This is a genomic window from Microlunatus soli, assembly GCF_900105385.1.
Lineage (GTDB): Bacteria > Actinomycetota > Actinomycetes > Propionibacteriales > Propionibacteriaceae > Microlunatus > Microlunatus soli.
In genome coordinates, this window is record NZ_LT629772.1 from 3,683,766 (window position 1) to 3,709,568 (window position 25,803).

Consider the following 25,803-nt stretch of genomic DNA (forward strand, 5'->3'; position numbering starts at 1 on the left):
ATGAGCCCGCTTGATGAGTGTTGAGCTTCACAGAAATCTCACAAACAGTCGCTGTTTGAATTGCGTCGAATTTGCCGTCTTCGGCTTGATCCCGTTCCTGTGTCGATTCTAATGTCAGTGCTGGTAATCGACCGAGGAATATTGAAAGGGGTCTTCAATGAATGGAATGTCACGGACGCTCAAGGCGGCCGTCGCGGCCGGCGCTTTCGGTGTCGCGACCTTCGGTGGCGTGGCGAGCGCCAGCGCCGACGGGCTCGGTGACCTGGTCGGTGAAGGACTCTCGGCGAATGTTGCCGCGACCGTCGCCGCCGATGTCGCTGCCGACGCCCAGGCCGACATCCAGGCGCAACTGAGCACTCAGGTCGGGGACGCGGTCGCCGCAGACGTTGCCGCGGATGCTGCAGCCGACATCGAATCCAGCGTGCAGGCCGACCTTGCTGCGGGTGTCGCCATCGATGACGCCGTCGAGGCCGACCTCGAGGCGGGTGTCGAGTCCGACATCGCCGCCGAGCTCGGTGTGGACGTCACTATCGATCTCGACATCGTGGGCGACCTGCTGTCCGAGCTTCACTCGCTGCCGACCGGTGATCTGCCGACCGGAGACCTGCCGGACGTCGGCGGGCTCGCCTGATCAACATCTGAATACACCGAAGCCGACCGTCGAAGCCCCTCGGGGATCGCGGTCGGCTTTCGGTATCCGACACCAGATGCCTTTAATCAGCGGCGGCGCATTGATGAATTGAAATGCATTTGCCGAATTCAGGAGCTTTATCCACGCGCCGAATTCTCGTCGGTGAGCCGGCTCGGAGGTCGACCTGTCGACCCTCGCGGCAGTGTGATGCAGACCACGCTCCTGGGTCGGAAGCCGGACAACTTGACGTTTGGCGGCGTCCAGGTGCGTGCGGCGCAAGGACGGCGAGGGAAGGGCTACCGGGCGTAACGCGACCGAGCCGGACGCCGCGATGTGCGCGTCTGGGCGCCGCCAACGTCAAGGAATCCGGATTCCCGCCCACTAGGTTGATGTCCATGTCGCAACCGACGTCAGGGGCGCGGCCGGATCGTCGTCCGGCCATCGTGTTGGTGTCGGCGGAATACTCCGACCGGATGATGGCGGAGTTCTGCCGCTACGAGAGGGACTACGAACTGCACGCTGCCCGGTCACATGCCGAGGCGTCGGCCGTGATCGGCGAGCTGGTGGCCGCCGGGGTACCGATCGCACTGTTCGCGGCCGATTCCCGGCTGCCGGATGCTCCGATCCTGGCGGCCTTCGCCGACTGGCGGGCGGCGGTGCCGACCTCGCGGCGGGTGATCATCGCGCCGGTGGAGCGGTTCACCGGCGATGCGCCGGGCCTGCGGATCGGGATGGCGACGGGCAAGTACGACGCGTACCTGCTGCTGCCCCGCGGTCCGCGGGACGAGGAGTTCCACCACGCGATCACCGACCTACTGTCGGACTGGGGGTCAACCGTTCCCGACCCCGAAGCGCTGACCGCCAAGATCATCGCACCGCCGAACTCGCTTCCTGCGTTGGAGATCCGTGACTTCTTCGACCGGATGGGAATGCCGAATCGCCGGTACGACCCGGACAGCGAAGTGGGGCACCACGTCCGCGAGCAGTTCCCAGCCGACGTCGACTACCCGCTCGTCTGGTCGATGGTCCGAGATCCGATCGCTCCGCGATCGGTCAGCGACGTCGCACGATCGATCTACGGCACACCGGACGCGGTCAGCGTGCCCGGCGTCGTCGACCTGGCCGTGATCGGAGCTGGTCCGGCAGGCCTGGCGGCAGCCGTGTACGGGGCATCGGAGGGACTGTCGACCGTCGTCCTGGAATCCGGCGCGATCGGTGGCCAGGCCGGAACCAGCTCGATGATCAGGAACTACCTCGGATTCCCGCGCGGTATCTCCGGGATGCGGCTCGCGCAACGCGCCCGGAATCAGGCGCTGCGCTTCGGCGCTCAGTTCTTCACCGGTTGGCCGGTGCTCGGACTGGAGGCGGGGGCGCCGCACGAGTTGATCACCGATGGTGGTCGGGTGCGAGCTCGGTCGGCGGTGATCGCCGCCGGTGTGCGTTACCGGAAGTTGGGCGTGGAGCCGATCGAGGCGCTGGTCGGATCGGGCGTCAACTACGGCGCCGCACTGACCGCGGCCCGCGAGCTGGAGGGCCGTGACGTGGTGGTCGTCGGAGGTGGCAACTCCGCCGGACAGGCAGCCGTCCACCTGGCCCGATTCTGCCGGTCGGTCCGGCTGGTGGTCCGACGGTCCGGACTGGAGGAGACGATGTCGTCCTATCTGATCGGCGAGATCTCTTTCACCTCCCGGATCACCGTGCAGACCGACGCCCGGATCGTCGACGGTGGTGGGGACCCGAGTCTGGAGTGGGTCTGCCTGGAGGACCAGCGCACCGGCGAGCGACAGACCCTGCCTGTCGCCGGGCTGTTCCTGCTGCTGGGAGCGGAACCACAGACCGACTGGCTACCGAGTAGCCTCGCCCGCGATGATCATGGATTCGTGCTCACCGGACGAGATGTTCCGCAGTCGGCCTGGGACGGCGGACTGCCACCCCCGGATCTGGCGAGTACGGTGCCGGGCATCTTCGCGGTCGGGGACATCCGGGCCGGCTCGATGAAGCGCGTCGCCTCGGCCAGCGGTGAGGGAGCTTCGGTGGTTCCGCTGGTGCACCGCTGGCTCGCCGACGCTCCGGCGGTGAGTACGCCGTGACCTCCTCCGAGCAGGTCCAGGCCCCGCCAGCGCTGCCTGCGCCCGGCGGTACCGCCGACGAACGCACCGCCCTGGAGGGATTCCTGGAGCAGTACCGGGCGATCGTCCTTCGCAAGGTCGTCGGTCTGACCGATCAGCAGGCCCGCCGACAGCTGGTCGCATCGCAGACCACCGTCGCCGGGCTGATCCGGCATCTGCGCTGGGTCGAGGATGCCTGGTTCGTCGAGGTCCTGGACGGCGGTCGACGTCCGTCCTGGCGGGACGAGGACCCGGAGTGGCAGTTCCGATCCGGCGACGAATCGTTGGCCGAGTTGATCAACGAATACCAGCAGGCCTGCGAACGGTCCAGGACGATCGCCGCCGACCATGCCCTCGACGACACGGGACAGCACTGGCGCTTCGGCGCCGTGTCATTGCGCTGGATCTATGTCCACATGATCGAGGAACTCGCGCGGCACGCTGGTCACCTGGACATCCTGCGTGAGCAGTTGGACGGCCGGAGCGGATTCGACTGATCGATCATCGATCGATGTCGGTCGATCGGTGCAAATCGGTAGCGGCCCGAAGCGCTCGTCCCTAACCTGGCGACAGTGAACGAGGACATGCAGGTGGTCGAGCAGAACCGGCTCTACTGGGAGGCGATTGCGCCCGGCCGGCTCGGCGAATCGATCGAATTCCTCCGTTCCGGTGGTTCCGCGCTCACCGACGACGAGCTTGCACTGATCGGCGACCCGACCGGACTGCGGGTGCTGCAGTTGGCCTGCTCGGTCGGCGACGAGTCGCTGACGCTTGCCCGCAACGGTGCACAGGTGACCGCGGTGGACCTCGCCGAGGGTCACCTGCGGACCGGACGGCAGAAGGCCGCCGCGCTCGGCGTCAAGATCAACTTCCTCCGGCAGGACATGATGGCGTTGGCGCCTGAGCTGGCCGGCTTCGATCGGGTGTTGATCTCCGGCGGTGGTCTGTGCTGGGTGCCCGACCTCGACCGGTGGGCCGTCGACGTCGCCGGCCGGCTGACGCCGGGTGGTCGCATCGTGATCAGTGAGCATCATCCGCTCTGGGAGGTGTTGACCGTCAACGGCGAGAACTCGCTGCTGGTCAGTGCCGACTACTTCGGGCAGGGCCGGGACGGGTACACCGACCCGATGAAGGCACCGCAGGTGACCTGGGGCTCGACCGCGGAGTTGCCGGAGCACCGCAGCTTCGTCTGGGGGATCGGCGCCGTCGTGACGGCCTTGGTTGCGGCCGGGCTGATGATCGAATCGTTGCGCGAGTGGGCTGCCCCGGACATGTATCCCGGCCTCGGAACGGTCGCCGACAGGATCCCGTCGGCCTACCTGCTCTCCGCGGCCCGGCCATGAATGACGTACCCGACGACGGTGATCATCATCGAGGTGGTGCGGCCTGGGCTGCTCTGCGCAGCTCTGCCTTCGCCATCGGCCAGGCCTGGCGCTGGACGCCCGGGTGGTTGATCAAACTGATCATCGTCCAGTTGCTGGCGGCCATCACGCCGGCCGGTCAGGTCGTGGTCGTCGCCTGGCTGGTCCGCGTCGCCGCAGACGGATTCGCGGCCTACCTGCTCCCGCTGCTGTTGTTGTGTGCGTTGATCGGCCTGTCCCAGGTGCTCGGTGATCTCTCCCGGATGACCGATCAACGGATCCGCAACCGACTGCGTCGCCGCTATCAAGATCAACTGATGCGGGCGATCGCGCGGATGTCGCCGCAGCAGCTGGCCGACGAGCAGCTGAGCTCGCTGATCCAAGCCTGCCGAGGAGCGTTGTTCGACATCGGTCGCCTGGTCGTCCAGGTGATCACCGCGGTCGCGGCCGTGATCACCGCCGTGTCCCTGTGTGCCTCGGTCTGGGTGATCAGCCCGATCGCCGGCATCCTGGTCGTCGCCGCCCTGCTCCCCAGCCTGATGATCTTCGGCTGGCAGGCAGCGATGCAGGACCGGGCGTTCGTGCCGGTAGCCCGGTGGCAGCGCCGCACCGACTACCGGGTCGAGCAGCTGATCGGTCAACGCAGCGCCACCGAGCTGGCCACCTTGGGGTCCGGTCATCAGGTGGCGGAGTTGGCCGATGAGGGGCAACAGCAGGCCGACCGGTTGATCGACCGGATCCTGGTGCTACTGACTCGCGGTGACCTGGTCGGGGCTGCGACCACGGCCGGCCTACTGGCTGCCGCCCTGGCCGGGATCCTCGCCGGCGGCGCCGGAGGTGCGGGTGTGTCGGCCGGCATTCTCGGTGTCCTGGCAGGCCTGACCGCGACCCGGGGCGCCGGCTTCGCCTACGGCGATCTGATGGCGATCGCTCCCAAGGTCGGCGCCTTTCGTCGACTGGTCGGCGCGGTGCCCGGTGCTGCGGATCGGTCGGATCAGCAGGTCGTGGGAGATGTGGCCACCATGGAGGCCGACGATCTGACGGTGACCTATCCCGGCGCCGTACATCCCGCGCTGGACGGGTTCAGCATCCGCGTCGAGCGGGGCAGGATCATCGCGCTGGTCGGCGCCAACGGCGCGGGCAAGACGACGGCGGTCAACGCGTTGCTCGGCACCGTCGACTGTGATCGCGGCACGGTGTGCATCGACGGCACCGACCTTGCCGGCACCACCTCGGCCGGACGGTTGGCGCACTTCGGCCTGCTCACCCAGGAGTTCGGCCGCTACGAGTTCACCGTGGACCAGAGCGTACGGCTCGGTCGTCCGGACGGTGTGGCATCGGAGGAGGAGGTCTGGGCGGCTCTGGATTCGGCGCACCTCGCCGACCGGATCCGAGAGTTGCCCGATGGCCTGCACACCCAGCTCGGCCCGCAGTTCGGAGGCGTCGGGCTGTCCGGCGGTCAGTGGCAGCGACTCGCGCTGGCGCGGATCTACCTCCGGGGTGCCGGGATCTGGGTGCTGGACGAACCGACATCGGCGATCGACGCGGAGGCCGAACAGCAGATCTTCGCCGAGTTGCAGCGGACCAAGGCCGACCGGATCACCATCGTCGTCTCGCACCGCGCTTGGACCTTGAAAGGGATGGACCGCATCTATGTCCTGGACGGCGGCAGGGTCGTCGAACAGGGCGGTTACGAGGAACTGCTCGCAGCTCGCGGACGGTTCGCCGAGATCTTCTCCGAGCAGTAGCGCAGCAGCCGACGCCGGCCGCCCGACACCTGACCGGTTCCGGCGATATGTCGACATGTACGCTGCGCAGCGGTTCCCGCATGAATCGTCGCGACGACAACCCGTATGAAGCGTCGACACGACGACCCGTGTCCGGCGGGAAATGATCGCAGCGAGGTGGAATCTGTGCCAGGGTCCGGGAGTCGCCGGCAACCGCAGCAAGACCGAACCCGGATGGACCGCCGACGATTACTCGGCTACTCCGCTGCCGGGCTGGCCGGGGCCGGTCTGGCCACCACAGGGCTGAGTGCCTGTGCGCCGCCGGCCGCGCCGAGGGTGAACACCGAACCCGCCATCCCGCCGGCCTCCGGCAAGATCAAACTCACCTACTGGGCGTGGCTGAAGGACCTGCAGAAGGTCTGTGACATCTGGAACGCCGAGCACCCCGAGGTCGAGGTCGAGGCCGTCTGGATCCCGGGCGGCAACGACGGCGGCTATCAGAAGATGTTTGCGGCGCTGGCCTCCGGCGGTGGTCCGGACATCGGGCAGATCGAGATGCGGACCGTCCCGCAATACCTGCTGGTGAACGGATTGGTCGACCTGAGCCGCTACGGGATCGAGCAGTACGCCGATCGCTACAACGAGGCGATCTGGAATCAGTGCACCTTCGACGGCAGCACCTACGCCGTGCCACAGGACTCCGGTCCGACGGCCTTCTACTACCAGACCGAGTCGTTGCGGCAGGTCGGCGCGGAACCACCGAAGACCTGGGACGCCTGGGCCGAGCTGGCCGTCGAGATCCGCAAGACCGGCAAGTCCAACTACCTGGAATGCTTCGACGTCAGCGATCCGTCCGGCTTCGTCAGCTACGTCACCCAGGCGGGAGCCTCCTGGTTCACCCCGGGCGACGACGGCTGGCGGGTCGACATGACCGACGAAGCCACCATGGAGGTCGCCCGATTCTTCGACCGGGCGATCGACAAGGATCTGGTGAACACCGGCTTCGGAGCGTTCTCGCCGGGCTGGACGGCGGCCGCAGCGGCCGGCCAGATCGCGGCGGTCACCAACGCCAGTTGGGGTGACGCGCTGATCCAGACCGTCGGCGGCGGCGAAGGCAAATGGAAGGTCGCACCGATGCAACGGTGGTCCTTCGGCGGCTACGGATCCTCCCAGCTCGGCGGCTCGACCGCGGCCGTGCTGGCCACCAGCAAGCATCCGAAGGAAGCGATGGAGTTCGCCGTCTGGATGACCACCAGCAAGGAGGGCATCGACGCGATGGTCGAGCACTGCGGCATCGGCTGGTCACCCAACGACGCCTACATCGGCGCCAGCCGGGAGAAGCCCAGCCCTTGGTTCAGCGGCCAGAGCTACAACACCGAGATCTTCAAACCTGCTGCCCAACAACAGAATCGCCGCTGGACCTGGTGTCCGATCACCCAACAACTGTTCAACATCCTCGGCGACGGGTTCCGGCAGAAGCTGACCGACGGCAAGACGTTGGTGGACAGCGTCGTCCAGGCCCAGGACCGGGTGCTGGAAACGATGCGGCAGATGGGTCTCAGCGTCACGGCGGCCGCCCGATGAGCGCCGCGAGCAGCACCCGAGATCACCAGCGGCAGTCCAGCGGCGATCGGCCGAAGGGCAGCCGAGCCCAGCAGCGGGCGCCCTGGATCCTGATGACGCCGTTCCTGCTGCTGTTCCTTCTCACCTTCGTCGCGCCGATCATCTACGCGGTGGGTGAGAGCTTCACCCGTACCGAGCGCAGTGGCCTCTTCGGTGAGGCCGGGATCCATAGTTCGTTCGCCGGTTTCGCCAACTACGCGGCCGCGCTCGGCAACAGCAACTTCATCGGTTCGATCGGCCGGGTGTTGTTGTTCGGAGTCGTCCAGGTGCCGGTGATGATGATCGCCTGCACGGTGCTGGCACTGCTGCTGGAGTCGGCGGCGGCGAAGTGGCCGCAGTTCTTCCGTGCGGCCTACTTCCTGCCGTACGGGGTGCCGGGCGTGATCGCCACCATCCTGTGGTCCTTCCTGTACGTCCCCGGCATCAGCCCGATCATCGGGCTGCTGGCCAAGGTCGGGATCGAGGTGGACTTCCTCGGCCCGACGACGGTGCTCTGGTCGATCGCCAACATCGTCACCTGGACCTACACCGGCTACAACATGTTGATCATCGTCGCCCAGCTGAAGTCGATCCCGGGTGAGATCTACGAAGCGGCGCGGGTGGACGGCGCCGGTTCCTGGCGGATCGCCTGGACCATCCAACTGCCGTTGATCCGGCCTGCCCTGGTGTTGGGAACCGTGTTCTCGATCATCGGCACCCTGCAGCTCTTCGTCGAACCGCAGGTCCTGCAGACGGTCTCACCGTCGATCGACTCCGAGTACACGCCGAACCTGTCGGCGTACACCAATGCCTTTGCCTACAACGACTACGGGATCGCGTCGGCGCAAGCCGTGATCATCGCCCTGGCGGCCTTCGTGCTGTCCGCGATCTTCCTGGCCGTGACGAACCGGAGGAGTGATCGATGAGCGCGCAGACCGCCGGAGGCGCGGCAGCCGGGACCGCACGCACCGGACCCAAGATCATCGTGACCGCCGTTCTGGTCGTGGTGGCGGCCTACTTCCTGGTGCCGATCTACTGGGTGATCGTCGCGGCGTCGAAGAGCAGCGAGGAACTCTTCACGACCAACGGTTTCTGGTTCGGCCAGCACTTCCGGTTGTTCTCCAACCTCGCCGACGTGTTCAGCTATGACGGACACATCTTCATCCGCTGGTTCGCCAACAGTGTGCTGTACGCCGGTGTCGGTGCGGTGCTCGCCACCTACTTCGCCGCGGCCGCCGGCTATGCGATGGCCAAATACGACTTCCGGGGGCGCAACGCGGTCTACGCCGCGGTGCTCGGCGGTGTCCTGGTCCCCGGCACGGCCACCGCCCTGCCGCTGTTCCTGCTGTTCAGCCAGATCGGCCTGGCCAACACCTATCTGGCGGTGCTGCTGCCGTCCCTGGTGTCACCGTTCGGCTTGTTCCTGTGCCGGATCTACGCCGCCTCGACCGTCGACACCGCGTTGATGGAATCTGCCCGGATCGATGGCGCGGGGGAGCTGCGCATCTTCCACGTGATCGCCTTGCGATCGCTGACGCCGGCGTTGGTGACGGTCTTCCTGTTCCAGCTGGTCAGCATCTGGAACAACTACTTCCTGCCGTTGATCATGCTCAGCGACGCGAAACTGTTCCCGATCACCCTGGGATTGAACAATTGGCGCAGCCAGGTCGATCGGCTGCCGGAGTTCTACCAGTTGACCACCGGCGGTGTCCTGGTGTCGGTGATCCCGCTGGCGATCGCGATGATCGTGCTGCAGCGATTCTGGCGCGGCGGGCTCACCGAGGGCGCAGTCAAGGGATAACCAGACGGAACGAACCACCGGGGAGCGGAACGACATCGCGTCGTGCCTCTCCCCGGTGTTGCTGAGGTAACAGTGAGTCCCCCGATTCACCGATCCGCCCGCCGTCGGCTGACGCTGCTGACAGGGCACTGATCACCCGACGAGATCAGTGCCGTCAGCAGGAGTCGAACGATGCGGACACGATGAACTCTTCCGCACCCGGGCGGCTCAGTCGTCATCCTCCAGGAGCATTGTGAGCTACGGCTGCAGGATGACCCGGTCAGGCATGCGCGGCGTCGTAGGCCTGATGGACGGCGGTGGGAATCTTGCCCCGACTGGAGATCGGCATGTCGTTGGCCGCCGCCCACTCGCGGATGGCTCTGGACTGAGCCGGATCGATCCGGGTCGCCCGATGCGGCCGGTTCGGCTTTCCGCCATTGGCCTCTCGCTGCCGGCGCCCCGCCCGCGCCACCTTCCTGCCGCGGTCCCGCCACGGCTGCAGCAGTGCACGCAGTTCTGCCGCGTTGGCGCTGGTCAGATCGATTTCGTAATTCACCCCGTCGAGAGCGAACTGGACGGTCTCGTCCGCCGCGCTCTGTCCGTCACAATCGTCGATATACAGCGTCTGAACGCGCTGAATCATGGTGCCTCCCCCGAGATCGCGCCTTCGGCGCTGCTCAAGAAGGTTATCGTCGATCAACTCTGCCGGCTGATGATTCCCGACAATGTGGCGCAGGAATTCACCTGCGGCGTCAGTCCCGCGCTGCCAGGAGGGCGATGATCAACGCCGCCACGGTCAACGCCAGCACCATCACCGCGGTCCCGGTCCAGCCGACGACGAACGCCAATCCGCCGAGCCATCCGAACAGGCTCGATCCGGCGTAGTAGAAGAGGTTGTACAACGAGGTCGCCTGTGCCTTGGCGACGCTGGCTCGAGCCCCGACCCAACCGGCGGCTGTGGCATGGGCGCCGAAGAAGCCCGCGGTCATGATCAGCAACCCGATCAGGATCAACGGCAGCCGGTCGGGGATGGTCAGCCCGATGCCGATGATCATCGTGGCGATACAGCACAGCAGAACGGGGCGACGACCGAACCGCGCGGCCAGAGCGCCCGCCCGTCGGGACGAAACAGTGCCCGCCAGATAGGCGAGGAAGATCAGTGCGGTCAGGCTGACCGGAATGTCGAACGGTGCCCCTTCCAACCGATACCCGAGGAAGTTGTAGGTCGCGACGAATCCACCCATCAGCAGGAAGGCCTGGGCATACAGCACCAGCAGCCCGGGGTTGCGGAAGCAACGGGTCAGGGCAGCCGCGGCGTCGCGGATCGTGCCACGGTGCCGACGATCGGGGACGAAGCCCCGAGCGGCCGGGACCGACAGCAGGAACACCAACGCCGCGATCGCCGCGAGTACGGCGACGGCTCCGACTCCGAGCCGCCAGCCGCCGAGATCGGCGAACGGTGCCGCGACCAGCCGGCCGAGGAGCCCTCCGATCGTGGTCCCGGAGACGTAGCTGCCGGCGGCGATCGGTGCCTGGTCACGGTGAACCTCCTCGTGCAGGTAGGCCACGGCCAACGCGGGGACGCCGCCGAGGGCGACCCCGACCGCGACCCGGAGTACCACCAGCACCGCAAAGCTGGGGGCGAGCGGGGTTGCCAGTCCGATCAGCGCCGCCGCGGAGAGGGCGATCTTCATCGCCCTCGCACGGCCGATCCGGTCGGCCACCCAGGCCCAGCCGAGCACGGAGACCGCCAGTCCGAGGGTCGCAGCCGAGACCGTCAGCGCTGCCTGGGCGGCATCGGCCCGCAGGGACCTGCCGATCAGCGGCAGGATCCCCTGGGGTGAGTAGAGCTGCGCGAAGGTCGCGACGCCGGCCGCTCCGAGTGCGATCAGGATCCGGCGATACCCGCTCGAACCGCGGGCATGCCCGGTCCAGGCAATGGGGCGGGCGGGGGCCGAGGTCCGCCGATTCCCGACGCCGGCTGCCGGACCGTCGTTCCTCGCGATCTTCACCCGATAGACGCTAGGACGCCACAAGTCATGTGTCCAATGCATGAAAGTCTGCAATCACATACGATTCTGATATGGATCAGGAAGCCGTGCGCAAGGTGCTGCCGTTGTTGCCGTTGCTGGCAGCGGTGGGCGAGACCGGCCAGGTGACGTTGGCGGCGGCAACGCTCGCCGTGCCGCAGCCGTCGGTCAGTCGCGGACTGGCTCGGCTCGGGACCGTGCTCGGGGCGCCGCTGATCGAGCGGCGCGGCCGCGGAATCACGCTGACACCGGCCGGTGAGGCTCTGCTGCCACATGCACGGGCGGCGTTGGACGCGGTCGCTGCCGGGTTGGAAGCGGTCCGTGAGCAGGATGCTCAAGCCTTCGGCACCCTGAGCATCGCCTTTCAGAACACGCTCGGCGATCGGGTCGTCCCGGCGTTGATCAAGGCGTTCCTGGTCGAGCACCCGAGGACGAGATTCGAGTTGCGCCAGGGGTCGCACGGCCAATGCCTGGAAGCATTGGACGCCGGTGCCGCCGAGATCGCGCTGATCTCGCCGATCGAGGAGCGGTCCGATCTCACCGGGGTGCCGCTGCATTCCGAGCCGTTGGTGCTGCTGGTTCCGCCCGGCCACCGGCTGGCCAGGTCGGCCAGGATCGACCTGGCCGAGGCCTCAGGAGAGACCTTCATCGGCCTCAAGCCCGGCTTCGGTCTGCGATCGATGCTGGCCGATCTCGCGGCAGCGTCGGGATTCACTCCGACGATCGCCTTCGAGGGCGACGACCTGCACACCGTACGAGGACTGGTCGCCGCCGGTCTCGGCGTCGCCCTGGTGCCGAGAGACCGCGCCGGCACCGACGCGGTCGAGATCCCGATCGCCGGAGCTGCGGCCCGCCGTCGGATCGGCGCTGTCTGGCACACCGGCGAGCCGAGCAGCCTGGGAGCGGCGATGCAGCGGCTGCTCCGACGTCGCGGTCCGGCGCTGGCCGCCGCAGCGTTGTGATCCTCGCGACTGCCGTCAGCGTCGGGTGACCACCGGAGTCAGATCCGGATCGGTCTGCTGCCGCTGGAAGGGAAAGACTCCCGGCTGCAGGCGGTGATGCCCGAGCCGGAGCAGGTCCTGATCGACCCCGCCCGGTGTCAGTCCCAACTTCCAGTCCGCGGCCAGCTGGTAGAGCTCGGGCTCCAGGTAACCGATCTTGACGATCACGATGGCGGCGGTGGCGGGATCGAGGCCGAGCTGGGTGAAGTCGGCGAGCTTGTGGAACGGCTTGCGGCGCTGGGTGACGATCTCGTGGACCGATCCGCTGCACAACACGACCTGGGTGCCGGCCGTCGGGTCCCCCTCGGTGATCGAGAAGACCTCGCCCTGGAACGGCACCGGCCCACGCGGACCACCGTCGACCTTGCCGCCGAGTTGGACGTTGACCCGACCTCCGACGCCGGCCGCGACCGCCGCATCGACGACGTCCGGGTCGAAGATCGAGGCGTGGATCACCGTCGGGCCGCCGTCACCCAACTCCGGGCGCGCCAACAGTTCGCCCAAGGTCCAGGACACGTCTCCGGTGCCACCCGCCGTCGGGTTGTCGCCGGAATCGGAGATCAGGAAGGGCCGTGCGGCGCCCTCGGCCAAGGCGGCATCCAAGGCCTGATCCAGGGGTAGTGCGTCGGCGACGAACACGAAATCCTCCCGGGCCTGCCAGTAGAGGCCGGCGAGCCGCTCGGCCTCGGCGGCGATCAGTTCTTGATCATCGCCGGTGACGACGACGGCACACTGACAGCGGGGCTCGTCGGCCCAGGCGTAGCCGACCCAGATGGCGGCGTCCAGCACGCCGTCCTTGGCCTCGGCGACCGGGACCTCGGCGTAGATGCTGCGGGCCGGTTCCAACCGGGTGCTGGTCTTCTCGCCGGGCAGCAACACCGGCACCTGCCGCCAGGCCTTGTACGGCCGTCGAGCCTCGGGATCGTTTCCGGATCCGGCTCGGAGCCGGGTCAGCAGGTTGAACACCGCACGTTCCTTGGTGTTCATCGCATCTTCGTGCGGCGCCATCCGATAACAGGTGATCAGGTCGGTCGCGTCCAGCAGCGCTCGGGACACGTTGCCGTGCAGATCCATCGAGGTGCTCATCAGGGTGTCCGGTCCGAGAGCCTCCCGCAGTGCGGTGGCAAGATCACCTTCGGCGTCGGTCATCCCCAGCACGCTCATCGCGCCGTGGATGTCGAAGTAGAAGCCGTCGAAGGGCCCCTCGGCCTTGATCGCCTCGGTGACCGAGTCGATCAGCTCCTGCTTGATCGACTCGTAGAACGCTGTCTGCACCGCACCACCGGGGAGCGAGCGGGCATGCACCAGAGGCACCCACGTCGCCGCACGGGCAAGATCATCACCGCGCCCTGCAGGATCGGTGCCGTTGAAGAACGGATAGTAGGACAGCAGCTCCTGGCCGCGTCGGACGGTGAACGCCTCCGGACCGCTGACATGGGGCGAGAACGTACTGGCCTCGATGGACATCCCGCCGACGCCGATCCGCGGCCGGTCGAGGCCGCCGGTCTCGACCGGGGACAGGGGAGGGCACCAGATCTCGGAAGCCAGAGGGGTCATGGAGTGCGCCTTTCGCTGCGATGATCATGTCCGACGCAGGACAGTCTTTCAGCAGTGCCCGGCCGGCGACCGGCCGGGCGAGCTCGGCGCGATCACGATCAATCGGCGGAGTCGGTCCGGCCGAAGGCGATCTTGATCGCCTGATCGATCTCGGGAGGAAGCTCGGTCTCACCGATCGTCAGCTGCCGATCGCCGTACTCCAGGTGGTAGCTGAACCGGTCGGGTCGGCCGCCGGTGGCACTGATCCCGCCGAGATCGACCCTGTCCAGCAGGTCGCGGATCTGCCGGCCGGCGGCGGTGTCCAGATCAACCTCGGTCTGTCGGGTGATCCCGGTGACACCGCCGCTGCGGCGCACCACGAAGCTGCCGCCGGTGCCCGTGCCCGAGGTCGTCGCGCCGGTGTCGGAGCCGGATGCCTGGAGCACGCCGACACCGGTCCAGGCCGCCCGGACGGCGTCGGCGACCGCCGGGTCGTCGGCGAACAGCCGGCCGGCCGCGGCAACGGTCGCCTCGGCGAAGCCGGCGAAGTCGGTGCCGGCGGTCACCTCGCCGCCGGTCAACGCCGCATACCAGATCGGGCCGGCCTGCTCCCAACTCCGACCGCCCAGCCCGACCGCGGCGAGGTAGAACGCACGATTGGGGATCCCGGAATTGATGTGCACGCCGCCGTTGTCGTCGGTGGTGTCGGCGTAGTCGGCCATCGAACCGACCTGCGGGTCCTTGCCCAGCCGGGGATCGTCGTAGGCCGTCCCGGGTTCCTTCATCGACCGCAGCGCGACGGCCTCGATGTCCGGCTTGAACAACCCCTCACCGATCAGCCAGTCGGCCTCGTCGGCGGTCTGATCGCCGCCCCGTTGTTTGCAGATGGCGGCGAACACGTCGGAGATGCTCTCGTTGAGCGCGCCGGATTGGCCCTGATAGTCGAGTGCCGCGGTGTGTTCGGTGACGCCGTGGGTGAACTCGTGGGCCATCACGTCCATCGGTTTGGTGAATCGCTCGAACACCTCGCCGTCGCCGTCGCCGAAGACGAGTTGGCGGCCGTCCCAGAAGGCGTTGTCGTAGTCGGTCCCGTAATGCACCGTGATGGTGATCGCCGTGCCGTTGCCGTCCACCGAGCGACGGTCGAACACGTCGGCGAACAGGTCCCAGATCTGCGCCGAGGACTGCCATGCCTCGTCGACCGCGGCATCGCCGGTGGGTTGGTCACCGTCCTTGCGCGCCACCTCGCCGGGCAACTGCTCGCTGTTGCCGGCGGTGTAGACGGTCCGCTCGGCGTCGTCGTCGGCTGCGGTCAGCGGTTCGGGGCCGCCGGCCTGTTGTCGCGTCGTACGAAGTCGATCGTCAAGCTCCAACGTTCGTCGACAGTGATCGGCTCCGGCTTCGACCGGCGCACTGTCGATCAGCCGCTGCAACAGATAGGAAGGAATGAAATGACACGACACGATGACCTCCGGGACGGTTGGCCGATCGGCCGGTGATCGCCGGCCGAGTGATCACGATCACGTCTTCGACGCTAGCTCGCGGCACCGACGGTCTTCCTCCGACGGCGTCGCACGCGCGCGATCGGTCAGCGGCGAAATTGTCCGAGCAACAGGGCTTTCGGGTGACTCACGGACCCGGCGTGACTGGCGGTGGCATCGGCCGGGAGTGCCCCAGGGCAAGACGTTGTCCACTACCGGAAATGTCCGGTAGTGGACGGTTCGGAGGGGTTCCGGGCCGCACGCTGTCCACTAGCATCGTGAATGCACCGCAGCGCTCGGATCTCCGATTTCCTCCATGGGTGCGGAACTCGAGACCGCTCGTCAGGAGATCGATGTTGATCATTTGGCGCAGGAGCTCCGACGTGGGCGGCGCGCTTGGTCCTCGACCGGCAAATCGGTCGTACGGACAGTGGCGAACCCGACGCGCCACTGCCCGGCTGCGAACAGGTAGCTCAGCGTTTCCCCGGGAGCGACCTGACGACCGAACAGCCGATGGACTGCAGGTGATGACCCCCACCTGCAGCCCGGAGGGTGACCAGGGCTTTGGACATGGGCCCATGGTCGACGCCGAGTGCGCCGCCACGCTTGGATGCTCCCCGGATACGTCCCCCGACGTCGCCCGGTTCTGGCGGCCACCACTCAACTGATCGAGATCCGACGAACCTCGACGGCACCGAGCTCGGCGGGTCTGCTCCCCTGATGGGGTAGACCAGCTTCGGTGAAGTCTGCGGTAGGGCAGAACTCTTGATAAGATGCCCATGCGGGAAGCTGCTCCTTGCGAGCCGTTTCCCCCACGAGTCTGGCGAACGGGTCTTGAGTGGTCGGCGCTGCTCTGCTGACCCGATCGCTAGCCGGTGAGTGACCGCCGCGAGGTGGGCACTCATCACATCCCCCCGGGTGGCGCCCGCGGTCCTGGTAAGGGCCGCGGGCGCTGCCGGTATCGGAACAGTAGCACGCTTGCCGCCGTTTGTCCTATACCGGACATGTCCGGTTTTGGACATTTTCCGGTTGGCTGGCTCTGAGTGCGTCTCCGTAGTCTGATGGTGGTAGGCGTCGGTTCGAGTTACCTACGGGATGATCCGAGGTGCCGGCGCCTCGGTGAAAGGAACATGTCCAATGTCCAAGGTCCCTGTCCGTCACGCCGGTGTGTTGGCCGCCCTCGCAGCAGCCACTGCCCTCACACTCGGCACCGTCGGTGCCACATCGGCAACCGCGGCCCCCAGCGGGGATTCATTCAGTGGCATCAACGGTTCGGGCTCGATCAACGGTTCGGGTTCGATCAACGGGTCGAAGGCGATCAACGGTTCGGGTTCGATCAACGGATCGAAGGCGATCAACGGTTCGGGTTCGATCAACGGGTCGAAGGCGATCAACGGTTCGGGTTCGATCAACGGTTCGGGTTCGATCAACGGTCCAAGGCGATCAACGGTTCGGGTTCGATCAACGGATCGAAGGCGATCAACGGTTCGGGTTCGATCAACGGATCGAAGGCGATCAACGGTTCGGGTTCGATCAACGGGTCCAAGGCGATCAATGGTTCGGGTTCGATCAACGGGTCCAAGGCGATCAATGGTTCGGGTTCGATCAACGGGTCCAAGGCGATCAACGGTTCGGGTTCGATCAACGGGTCCAAGGCGATCAACGGTTCGGGTTCGATCGTCGGTTTGGGCACGATCAACGGCTCCGGAACGGTCGATGATCTTGAAGGGATCAACGGGTCCGGTTCGATCAACGGATCGAAGGCGATCAACGGGTCCGGGGCGATCAACGGTTCGAAGGTTGTCAGCAACTCGGGATCGATCGGCGACATCCACTCATTGCTCGGCTGAGCGGCGACAGGTAGGACGCGGGCCGGGGTCAGTCCGCGTCCAAACCGGCCAGACTCGTGCTGTCGTTGCGCAGCGCTTCGCTGCGGGCGAGTGCCGCCCCGAGTTGCAGACGCGTCTGTACGTCGAGATCTTCCATCAGGTTGGCGATCCAGCGTCGGACGGAGCGCTCGGTCACCCCCAGCTGATTGGCGATGGCGACGTCGGTCGCGCCACCCATCAGCAACGAGATCAGCAGGTCCCGCCGCGGGTCACTGGACAGCCCACCGCTGGTCGTGTCGATCGGCAGCGAACGATGCCAGATCGCTTCGAACAGTGACTGCAGCGCCTCGACCATGATCGGGTGTTGGACCAGGATTGCTCGCCGCTCCTGGTCCGGGGCGTACGAGGCCGGTGCCTGGGTCAGCGCCACCGATGCGTCGGCGATCATCAGCTTCATCGGGACGTCGCCGGTGCGGGCCCGTTCGCCGGCGTCGTGGAAGGTCGACATCTCGGTCAACCGGTTCCGGTCGAACCCGGGATGGTAGACCGACCGGATGCCGACCCCACGGAGCAGGGCCTGATATTCCGGCGAATGCTCTTCCAGCCACTCCTTCGTCGGCGGCCGGGTGATCTCGTACGGCGGTTTGTCGAAGCCGCAGATCTCGAAGCGGGCGTTGTGGGCAAAATCGCGCAGCGCGGTCCGCAGTGCCTCGCCGCCCACCAAAGCACGGAGATTTCCCGATCCGACGTCCGACATCGCCAGCAGTCGGGTCTGGGTGGCGTCGGCGGAAGCGACCAGGGCGTCCAGTTCAGCGGTCCGCTTGGCCCGCAGCGCACGAAGCGCTTCCGGCAACGGGACGACCTGCCACCAACCGGTCACATCTCGCACACACAACCCGGCGGACTGCAGGGTGGCTATCCGCCCCTCGACAACCTCTGGCGAGGCGTCCGCCTCCTCGGCGACCTTCTCGATCGGGGCACTGCCGAGCGCGAGGAGACGTGCATACACCTTCTCCGACTCTTCGTCGATCCCGAAGATCTCCAGCATCCTGACCCTTCCGGTGACGGCGCTGGGGCCGACCCGTGACCTGCGTACGGACCTGTACGACCGGTTTCGCCCCGACGGCCGATACCAGCAGGCTAGTGCACGGCCTGGCTCCCGGTCGCTTCCGCGTCGAACGGTGCTGCGGAATGAGACCTCTGTGCGCTGCGCGGCCGGCGATGAAAGGATGTCTGCGGCGAAGGTCTGCGGAAGCACCGGTTCAGGCCACCGGTGGACCCCGACCTGAGGATCGCCACCGAAGATCGCGAAGCAGAAATCAGCACGAAGGAGTCCTAGATGTCAGAACTCGCCGAGATCGGAGTCACCGGACTGGCGGTGATGGGTCGCAATCTGGCCCGAAACTTCGCCCGCAACGGCTATCGGGTTGCGCTGCACAACCGGACCTATGCCCGGACCGAGTCGCTGGTCGCCGATCACGGGGACGAGGGCACCTTCCTGCCCAGTGAATCGCTCAAGGATTTCGTCGCATCGCTGGAGCGCCCGAGGCGGATCGTGATCATGGTCCAGGCCGGGCCCGGCACCGACGCCGTGATCAACGACCTGATCCCGCTGCTGGAGCCCGACGACATCGTCATCGACGCCGGAAACGCGCACTTCCCCGACACCATCCGCCGGGAGAAGCAACTTGCCGAGCACAACCTGCACTTCGTCGGCACCGGCGTCTCCGGTGGCGAGGAAGGTGCGCTCAACGGGCCGTCCATCATGCCCGGCGGGTCGCCGAAGTCGTATGAGTCGCTCGGTCCGATGCTGGAGAAGATCGCGGCCCAGGTCGACGGCGTCCCGTGCTGCACCTACATCGGCTCCGATGGCGCCGGGCACTTCGTCAAGATGGTGCACAACGGCATCGAGTACGCCGACATGCAGCTGATCGCCGAGGCCTACGACCTGCTCCGGCTCGGACTCGGGGCGACCGCCCCGGAGATCGCCGAGATCTTCAAGCAGTGGAACACCGGCGACCTCGAGTCGTTCCTGATCGAGATCACCGCCGAGGTGCTGGCCCACACCGACGCCGAGACCGGCAAGCCGTTCGTGGACGTCATCCTCGACCGCGCCGAGCAGAAGGGCACCGGTCGCTGGACCGTGCAGAACGGCCTTGATCTCGGTGTCCCGATCACCGGCATCGCCGAGGCCACCTTCGCCCGGGCGTTGTCCGGATCGGTTCCGCAGCGGGAGGCGGCCAACGGCAAGCTCGCAGCCAAGGCCGCAGACTGGAACGTCAAGGACCGGGACGCCTTCATCGAGGACGTCCGGCAGGCGCTGTACGCCTCCAAGGTGGTCGCCTACTCGCAGGGCTTCGACCAGATCGCCGCGGCCAGTGCCGAGTACGGCTGGGACATCGACCGCGGTGCGATGGCCCGGATCTGGCGGGGCGGCTGCATCATCCGGGCCCGGTTCCTGAACCGGATCACCGAGGCCTACGAGCGGGAGCCCGGCCTGCCACTGCTGTTGGCCGACGACTACTTCGCCGACGCGGTCGGCTCCGGCCTTGAGGCCTGGCGGCGGATCGTCGCCGGGGCCGCGCAGAACGGTGTCCCGACCCCGGCCTTCTCGTCGTCGCTGGCCTACTACGACGGCATCCGGGCCGATCGGCTGCCGGCTGCGCTGATCCAGGCTCAGCGGGACTTCTTCGGTGCCCACACCTACCGTCGGGTCGACAAGGAGGGCACCTTCCACACCGAGTGGAGCCTGGACCGTTCCGAAACCAAGCAGTGACCGAATCGGGAACAGCCAGCGCCCCGAAGACCGCGCTGGTGGTGATGGGAGTCGCCGGCTCGGGCAAGACCACGGTCGCCGAGCTGCTCGCCGAACAGCTCGGCTGGCAGGAGGCCGAAGCCGACGACTTCCATCCCGAGGCCAACGTCGCCAAGATGCACGACGGGATCCCGCTGACCGACGAGGACCGGGCCCCGTGGTTGGAGATCCTGCGGGAATGGATCGACACGCAGCCGGGCAGTGTCGTGCTGACCTGTTCGGCGCTGAAGCGGAGCTATCGCGACGTGTTGCGATCGGCGAAGGCCGACGTGAAGTTCCTGCACCTGGACGGCGATCCGGAGCTGATCAGGGAACGGATGAGCGGCCGTCGCGGTCACTTCATGCCGTTGTCGCTGCTGGACTCGCAGCTGGCAACCCTGGAACCGCTGCAGCCCGGTGAGCCGGGTGTGGTCCTGGATGTCGACCAGGCGCCGGAGGAGATCGTCGCGGCCGCCGTCCGCGAGCTGGGGCTGGGGGTGTGAACGATGCCGGTCCAAGATCAACAGGTCCGTGATCAACAAGGGAAGCGGATCCTGATCACCGGTGCCAGCTCCGGGCTGGGACTGGCCTCGGCCGAGCAGCTGGCAGCCCGTGGCGCGCAGGTGGTGCTCGCCGTCCGGAATCGAGAACGCGGCCAGGCCGCGGCTGCTCGGATCCGGGCGGCGGTCCCCGACGCCGAGCTCGAGATCGCCGACCTCGATCTGTCGCTGCAGTCCTCGGTGCGCGCCTTCGTCGATGATCAACGCGGCCGCGACCGGCTGGACGTGTTGATCAACAACGCCGGCATTTCGATGGTCCGGGAACGAACGCTGACCGACGACGGTTTCGAACTGCAGCACGCCACCAATGTGCTCGGACACTTCAGCCTGGTCGCCGGACTGCTGCCGGCCCTGGAACGCAGCAACGGTCGGGTGGTGTGGTTGAGCAGCGTGATGGCCTGGGTGCCGCGCCGCGTCGACCCGAGCTTCGGCCTACGCGGCCCGTACAACCCCACCCTGGCCTACTCCCAGACCAAGCTCAGCTGCGGTGTGCTCGGACTCGAACTGGACCGCCGGCTCCGCGCGGCCGGCTCATCGGTAGCCTCCGTACTGGCTCATCCGGGCTGGTCCAACACCGGTCTGTTCGCCGGTCAACGCGGTGCCATCCCGAAGGCGCTGCACCGGCTGGGGGCACCGCTCGGATCGACCGCCCAGGACGGAGCCCGCAGCCAGGTCTTCGCCGCGACCGCCGCCCTGCAGGGCGGCGAGTACATCGGTCCGCGCTGGGTCGGTCGGGGCGAGCCGTGGCAGGTCCGGCCGCGGCGACTGGCCAGCGATCCGACCTCGGGTGACATCCTCTGGCCGGCCGCCGAGCGGGCCACCGGAACAACGCTGCAGCCGTAGCGATCGGCCGCGTCCTCAGCTCCGGGTCAGCAGCGCTTGTTGGAGACCTTCTCCGACGTGCCAGCGGACGGCGGCCAGCGACGCGTCCGCGGCCAACCGCGACGGCAGGAACGCCGTCTGTCGCGGCCGATCTGCGAGCCGGTTGCGGATCGCCGCCACCAGCGCGGCGTGCTCGCCCCACGGTCCGGTCACCATGATCAGGTGCGGGTCCGATACCGCGATCAAGGTCTCCGCGACGTCGCAGACGGCGTCGGCCACCACCGGTAGGACGGCGCTGTTCGGCTCATCCAGGCGGCGCAGCAGCAGGCTGACATCGATCGCCGAGCTGTGCGGTCGATGCAGTCCGAGTTGATCGAAGACCTCGGTGAAATGAACAGCCCTGCTGTCCTGGCCGCGGGTGATCAGGTGCGAGATCTCGCCGGCCAGACCGGTGTCGCCGCGCCGGACCTCGCGGTCGCTGACGATCGCGCACCCGAGGCCGGCGCCCAGATACAGCAGGGCGAAGTCGGCCGGGCTGCCGTCCTCGGCGAGCTTTGCCCGGGCAGCCCAGTTGACGTCGTTGTCGACCGTGACCGGACCGCTGACGAACTCGGACAGCACCGCCGCCGGATCGAGTGTTCCGACCAGGAAGGGTGAGTCCGGCAACTCGACCAGACGTCCGCTGTGCCGGTCCACCGGATCGGCGGCGCTGACCGTTGCCAGCCGGGCCGGACCGGCTCCGTTGCTCACACCGGTGGCCGCGCGCGTCAACGCCTCACCGACCCGATCCTGATCGGGGGAGTCCGGGATCGGTTCGATCGTGCGCCGGACCACGTCGCCGAGCAGATCGATCCGTTCGGCCTCGACCGCCTCGGCCGTGACGCTGATCGCCAACCCCCAGCCGAGGCCCTCGGCCAAGGCGAAATACGACCCCGATCTGCCTCGGCCGGTGCTGCGGTCGCCGGTGTCGTGGACCAGTCCTTCCGCTGCCAGCCGCCGTACGCTCTCGGCAACGGTCGGCTTGGAGATCCCGGTCTGCGCCGCGAGTTCGGCGCGGGTCAGTTGACGCTCGCGCAACAGAGCACGCAGAACGTGCTCGTCGGTCAGTGACCGCAACAGACCCAGACTCGGCTTCGGCCGCGACGATTGCACCCGCTCACTTTAGAAGGACTCTTGCCCAAACGGCGCCGAGGTCGCTACGGTATGCATAAGTAAGGAATCCTTCCTAAAGGTGGAGGCGACTCCGCCAGCTCCGATGTCGAAGGGGACGATCCGATGACAGCCACCCGTAGCGAAGCAGGCGAACAGCACGGCACGGCCGGTGCGCTGCCGCCGTTGCCGCACTGGGAAGAGACGCCGGCGGACCTGAAGGCCGCGATCAGGGAGATCAAGCCGGCGCTGCGCGCGCGGATCGCAGCCTCGGGGCGGACGGTCGAGGAGGTGATCGAGGTCGTCGAGCAGCGGATCGCCGCGCGGGTCGAGGAGATCGAACGGGATCGACAGGGCGGGGAGACCGTCTGGCCGGTGATCGACTACGGCGACATCGCCGCCGGCACGGTGTCACCCGAGGACCTCGCGAAGCTGCAGCGCCGTGGCTGCCTGGTCGTCCGCGGTCATTTCCCGCGGGAACAGGCACGGGCCTGGGACGCAGACGTCGTCGACTATGTCGAGTCCAATCGCTTCTTCGAGAACTATCGAGGTCCGGGTGACGACTTCTTCGGCAGTGTCGGGTCCAAGCCGGAGATCTACCCGATCTACTGGTCCCGGGCTCAGATGGAAGCCCGCCAGAGTGACCGGATGGCCACCGTTCAGGCGTTCCTGAACGCGCAGTGGAGCAACGAGTCCGACGGCACCGTCTGGTTCGATCCGGAGCGGGATTCGCTCTACCCCGATCGGATCCGGCGTCGTCCGCCGGGTGCCGAATCCGGCGGTCTGGGCACCCATCTCGATCCCGGCACCCTCGACCTGTGGATGACCGAAAGCAACCAACTGGCGTTCCGTCACCTCTTCGACGGCACCGTCGAGGAGTACGACCCGTGGGATGCCGCGCATCGGACGGCGGGGCCGCAGTATCCGGGCAGCACGATGTGTTCGGCGTTCCGCACCTTCCAGGGCTGGACCGCCTTGTCGGACATGGATCACGACCAGGGCGTGCTGCACACCGTGCCGATCCCGGAGGCGATGGCGTACCTGATGCTGCGGCCGCTGTTGGCCGACGTGCCGGAGGACGACATGTGCGGTGTCACCACCAATCAGGTCTTCCCGGTGAGCGAGCAGTGGCACCAGTTGCTGCTGCCTGCCGTCAGCGGCATCCCCGACGTGCGAGCCGGCGACTCGGTCTGGTGGCACTGCGACATGATCCACAGCGTCGCACCGGTCACCGACCAGCAGGGCTGGGGCAACGTGATGTACATCCCGGCCGCTCCGTGGTGTCCGCGCAACGAGGCCTACGCGGCGCGGGTCCGGACCGCCTTCCTGGCCGGCGACAGTCCGAGCGACTTCCCGGAGGAGAACTACGAACGGGAATGGCCGAACCGGTTCTCCGTCGACGACCTCAACTCGGTCGGTCGTCGCGGGCTGGGGTTGGTCGACTGATCACTCATCATTGACATGTGACCAAAAGGTCACATATTGTTGAGGTCATGCAGGACGACGAGCTGGTCTTCAAGGCGCTGGCGGACACCACCCGCCGGCTGCTCCTGGACACGCTCTTCGAGCGAGACGGCCGCTCGCTCGGAGAGTTGGAAGAGGTCGTCGCCCGGCACATCGAGATGTCGCGGTTCGGTGTTGCCAAACACTTGAAGGTGTTGGAACAGGCCGACCTCGTCATCACGCGGAGATCGGGGCGGGAGAAATTGCACTTCCTCAATCCGGTGCCGATCCGGTTGATCCACGACCGCTGGATCGACAAGTACACCGCAGCGCGGGTGAACGCGCTGATCGACCTCAAACGAACTGTGGAGAATGATCATGACCGAGACGACGACGAACACAGCGGCCGCCGGATCTGACGCGACGACGCAGGTCTTCGGTATCTACATCGACGCACCCGCGACGAAGGTCTGGGATGCCCTGACCACGTCGGAGCTGACCAACTCCTACGGCTACGGCGGCGACGTCGAGATCGAACTCAAACCGGGTGGCAGCTACCGCAACCTGACCACCGATGCGATGAAGCAGATGGGGATGGGTGACGTGGCCGCGACCGGCACGGTGGTGGAATGCGACCCGCCGAACAAGCTGGTCCTGGACTGGTCGCCGGTCTGGCACGCGGACGAGCCGGCCTCCCGCTTGACCTGGGAGATCGTCGAGGGCTCGTCGGGGCTGACCCGCGTCACGCTGACGCACGCGTGCCCCGAGTCACCGAAGACCGCCGCCGATGTGGCCGGCACCAGCGGCGACGTCGAGAACGGCGGCGGCGGTTGGCCGTGGGTGCTGGCCAGCTTGAAGACCGTGCTGGAGACCGGCAAGCCGATGACCACCGCGGGCAGCTGAGCACGGTACGAGATCGCCGGACCGCTGCTGGGTCGACTCCGGCAGCGGTCCGTCGGAGCGTCGGCGCCGGTCATCGCCGCCAGGTCGTCAGATCGTCGGTGGTGTCCACGTCGGCGGTGAGTTCGGCCGGCAGTGCCACCCGGCGATAGCGGCCGAGTCCGGTCAGCAGGCTGCGGGCCGGCAGGCCCGCGGCGTCGGTCCGGGCAGCCAGGTCTGCCAGCACGGAGGCCTTGGCGGCGAACTGCAGGGGTTGCTCGACGCCGTCGACGTCGACGCCGACCACCGCTGACGCCGGCTCGGGATCTGTTGTGTCGAGCAGGTTGCCGACCAGGACGCGGGCGGCGGCGCCGCCCGCCGGCGCATCGCCCGGCAGCGTGACCACGACCTCGGCCCGCGGCGCGGTCCCGGCGGACAGTGCGGCGCCGACCCCGGCGACGACGGCCGCCGCCGGACCGCTGCCCGCCGGCTCCTCGCGGACCGTGATCACGGTCCGTCCAGCCAGCAGCGTTGCCGAGAGTTGTCGGGTCGGCCCGACCAGGATCACCGGCCAGTCCGTGGGCAACTCGGCGATCGCCCATTCCAGCAGGGGGACACCGTCCAGCGCGGTGGCCAACTTGTCCGAACCGAATCGCCGGGACGCTCCACCGGCCAGGACGACGGCAGCAACCCGCCGAACACCCGGCGTCAGCTCATGACTGCTCGGTGTTGGAGGTTCGGCCGGTGCCGGAGGTTCGACCGGTGTCGGGGGCTCGGCCGCGGTCACAGGCCGCGCAGGAAATCGTTGTCGTCGTCAGGTGCCTTCGGTCGACCGATGCTGGAGTCACTGCGCGATGCCCGGTTCGGGCGGCCGAGGATGAGCCAGCCGAGCGGACCGAGCAGGGGCAGACAGATGATTGCGGTTGCCCACAGCCAACGAGGCATCCGGCGGACTGCGTACGTCGGGGCCTGGGCTACCTCAACCACACAGTAGATGGCGAGCAGCGCCATCATCATGATTGGTAGATACCGACCCATGGATACAGGGTAGTCCGCCCTATGCTGTCCGG

General features: G+C 67.3%; 25 protein-coding genes. 15 read left to right on the forward strand and 10 right to left on the reverse strand.

Going from position 1 to position 25,803, the window contains the following annotated elements:
- The first annotated feature begins 166 nt into the window (after positions 1-166).
- From BLU38_RS16905 to BLU38_RS16940, 8 genes are all read left to right on the forward strand, one after another.
- Complete coding sequence (locus BLU38_RS16905) at positions 167-631, forward strand: hypothetical protein (RefSeq protein ID WP_091526675.1); 465 nt, start codon at positions 167-169, stop codon at positions 629-631.
- Positions 632-1,026: 395 nt separating this feature from the next.
- The gene (locus BLU38_RS16910) at positions 1,027-2,721 is read left to right on the forward strand and encodes an FAD-dependent oxidoreductase (RefSeq protein WP_197679748.1); all 1,695 of its coding nucleotides are present in this window, start codon (positions 1,027-1,029) and stop codon (positions 2,719-2,721) included.
- A complete protein-coding gene (locus tag BLU38_RS16915; RefSeq protein WP_197679749.1) occupies positions 2,718-3,236 on the forward strand; it encodes a DinB family protein in 519 nt (172 codons plus the stop codon). The genes BLU38_RS16910 and BLU38_RS16915 overlap by 4 nt, the downstream gene beginning before the upstream one ends.
- Before the next feature lie 75 nt (positions 3,237-3,311).
- Entirely contained in the window at positions 3,312-4,082 is a 771-nt protein-coding gene (locus BLU38_RS16920; protein ID WP_091526680.1) for a class I SAM-dependent methyltransferase, read from the forward strand.
- Positions 4,079-5,848, forward strand: coding sequence for an ATP-binding cassette domain-containing protein (locus tag BLU38_RS16925; protein ID WP_091526682.1), 1,770 nt, complete (start codon positions 4,079-4,081; stop codon positions 5,846-5,848). The genes BLU38_RS16920 and BLU38_RS16925 overlap by 4 nt, the downstream gene beginning before the upstream one ends.
- A gap of 213 nt (positions 5,849-6,061) precedes the next feature.
- Positions 6,062-7,411 carry an extracellular solute-binding protein gene (locus BLU38_RS16930; RefSeq protein ID WP_091526684.1) on the forward strand — a complete coding sequence of 450 codons (1,350 nt, stop codon included), beginning with the start codon at positions 6,062-6,064 and terminating at the stop codon, positions 7,409-7,411.
- Complete coding sequence (locus tag BLU38_RS16935; protein ID WP_091526686.1) at positions 7,408-8,355, forward strand: carbohydrate ABC transporter permease; 948 nt, start codon at positions 7,408-7,410, stop codon at positions 8,353-8,355. Before BLU38_RS16930 ends, BLU38_RS16935 begins: the two co-directional genes overlap by 4 nt.
- Positions 8,352-9,230 carry a carbohydrate ABC transporter permease gene (locus tag BLU38_RS16940; RefSeq protein ID WP_091526688.1) on the forward strand — a complete coding sequence of 293 codons (879 nt, stop codon included), beginning with the start codon at positions 8,352-8,354 and terminating at the stop codon, positions 9,228-9,230. Before BLU38_RS16935 ends, BLU38_RS16940 begins: the two co-directional genes overlap by 4 nt.
- A 259-nt stretch (positions 9,231-9,489) precedes the next feature.
- On the opposite strand, the gene BLU38_RS16945 is transcribed toward BLU38_RS16940, so the two are convergent.
- Together BLU38_RS16945 and BLU38_RS16950 are read right to left on the reverse strand one after the other, a co-directional pair.
- Positions 9,490-9,909, reverse strand: coding sequence for a histone-like nucleoid-structuring protein Lsr2 (locus tag BLU38_RS16945; protein ID WP_269458119.1), 420 nt, complete (start codon positions 9,907-9,909; stop codon positions 9,490-9,492).
- A gap of 52 nt (positions 9,910-9,961) precedes the next feature.
- Positions 9,962-11,221 carry an MFS transporter gene (locus BLU38_RS16950; protein WP_231919886.1) on the reverse strand — a complete coding sequence of 420 codons (1,260 nt, stop codon included), beginning with the start codon at positions 11,219-11,221 and terminating at the stop codon, positions 9,962-9,964.
- 71 nt (positions 11,222-11,292) lie between these two features.
- Here BLU38_RS16950 and BLU38_RS16955 point away from each other — a divergent pair, with 71 nt between their 5' ends.
- Positions 11,293-12,201: a LysR family transcriptional regulator gene (locus BLU38_RS16955; protein ID WP_091526695.1), complete on the forward strand. Its 909-nt coding sequence runs from the start codon at positions 11,293-11,295 to the stop codon at positions 12,199-12,201.
- A 15-nt stretch (positions 12,202-12,216) separates the two neighbouring features.
- Here BLU38_RS16955 and BLU38_RS16960 read toward each other — a convergent pair whose 3' ends face one another.
- From BLU38_RS16960 to BLU38_RS16980, 5 genes are all read right to left on the reverse strand, one after another.
- Positions 12,217-13,797, reverse strand: coding sequence for a M81 family metallopeptidase (locus BLU38_RS16960; RefSeq protein ID WP_091526697.1), 1,581 nt, complete (start codon positions 13,795-13,797; stop codon positions 12,217-12,219).
- A 98-nt stretch (positions 13,798-13,895) separates the two neighbouring features.
- Entirely contained in the window at positions 13,896-15,149 is a 1,254-nt protein-coding gene (locus tag BLU38_RS16965; protein ID WP_231919887.1) for a protealysin inhibitor emfourin, read from the reverse strand.
- A gap of 1,265 nt (positions 15,150-16,414) precedes the next feature.
- On the reverse strand, positions 16,415-16,687 hold the full coding sequence (locus BLU38_RS16970; RefSeq protein WP_091526701.1) for a hypothetical protein: 273 nt from the start codon (positions 16,685-16,687) through the stop codon (positions 16,415-16,417).
- Positions 16,684-17,088, reverse strand: a complete 405-nt coding sequence (locus tag BLU38_RS16975; protein WP_091526703.1) for a hypothetical protein — start codon at positions 17,086-17,088, stop codon at positions 16,684-16,686. The genes BLU38_RS16970 and BLU38_RS16975 overlap by 4 nt, the downstream gene beginning before the upstream one ends.
- Positions 17,089-17,135: 47 nt before the next feature.
- Positions 17,136-18,134, reverse strand: coding sequence for a helix-turn-helix domain-containing protein (locus tag BLU38_RS16980; protein WP_091526705.1), 999 nt, complete (start codon positions 18,132-18,134; stop codon positions 17,136-17,138).
- 291 nt (positions 18,135-18,425) lie between these two features.
- Between BLU38_RS16980 and gndA the strand changes: the two genes are divergently transcribed.
- From gndA to BLU38_RS16995, 3 genes are read left to right on the forward strand one after another with little or no spacing between them, the layout of a single operon-like run.
- Entirely contained in the window at positions 18,426-19,862 is a 1,437-nt protein-coding gene (gndA, locus tag BLU38_RS16985; protein ID WP_091526707.1) for an NADP-dependent phosphogluconate dehydrogenase, read from the forward strand.
- Positions 19,859-20,383, forward strand: coding sequence for a gluconokinase (locus BLU38_RS16990; protein ID WP_231919888.1), 525 nt, complete (start codon positions 19,859-19,861; stop codon positions 20,381-20,383). The genes gndA and BLU38_RS16990 overlap by 4 nt, the downstream gene beginning before the upstream one ends.
- A gap of 3 nt (positions 20,384-20,386) precedes the next feature.
- The gene (locus BLU38_RS16995) at positions 20,387-21,283 is read left to right on the forward strand and encodes an SDR family NAD(P)-dependent oxidoreductase (RefSeq protein WP_091526709.1); all 897 of its coding nucleotides are present in this window, start codon (positions 20,387-20,389) and stop codon (positions 21,281-21,283) included.
- Positions 21,284-21,298: 15 nt separating this feature from the next.
- On the opposite strand, the gene BLU38_RS17000 is transcribed toward BLU38_RS16995, so the two are convergent.
- Positions 21,299-22,414, reverse strand: coding sequence for an ROK family transcriptional regulator (locus BLU38_RS17000; RefSeq protein WP_091526711.1), 1,116 nt, complete (start codon positions 22,412-22,414; stop codon positions 21,299-21,301).
- 123 nt (positions 22,415-22,537) lie between these two features.
- Here BLU38_RS17000 and BLU38_RS17005 point away from each other — a divergent pair, with 123 nt between their 5' ends.
- The 3 genes from BLU38_RS17005 to BLU38_RS17015 are packed head-to-tail and all read left to right on the forward strand — an operon-like array spanning position 22,538 to position 24,757.
- Positions 22,538-23,857, forward strand: a complete 1,320-nt coding sequence (locus tag BLU38_RS17005) for a YbiU family protein (RefSeq protein ID WP_091526713.1) — start codon at positions 22,538-22,540, stop codon at positions 23,855-23,857.
- 47 nt (positions 23,858-23,904) lie between these two features.
- The gene (locus BLU38_RS17010) at positions 23,905-24,273 is read left to right on the forward strand and encodes an ArsR/SmtB family transcription factor (RefSeq protein ID WP_091526714.1); all 369 of its coding nucleotides are present in this window, start codon (positions 23,905-23,907) and stop codon (positions 24,271-24,273) included.
- On the forward strand, positions 24,233-24,757 hold the full coding sequence (locus BLU38_RS17015; protein WP_091526715.1) for an SRPBCC domain-containing protein: 525 nt from the start codon (positions 24,233-24,235) through the stop codon (positions 24,755-24,757). Before BLU38_RS17010 ends, BLU38_RS17015 begins: the two co-directional genes overlap by 41 nt.
- Before the next feature lie 70 nt (positions 24,758-24,827).
- On the opposite strand, the gene mobA is transcribed toward BLU38_RS17015, so the two are convergent.
- Positions 24,828-25,520, reverse strand: coding sequence for a molybdenum cofactor guanylyltransferase (gene mobA, locus BLU38_RS17020; RefSeq protein ID WP_091526716.1), 693 nt, complete (start codon positions 25,518-25,520; stop codon positions 24,828-24,830).
- Positions 25,517-25,771 carry a PLDc N-terminal domain-containing protein gene (locus BLU38_RS17025; RefSeq protein WP_091526717.1) on the reverse strand — a complete coding sequence of 85 codons (255 nt, stop codon included), beginning with the start codon at positions 25,769-25,771 and terminating at the stop codon, positions 25,517-25,519. Before BLU38_RS17025 ends, mobA begins: the two co-directional genes overlap by 4 nt.
- Positions 25,772-25,803 lie beyond the last annotated feature (32 nt).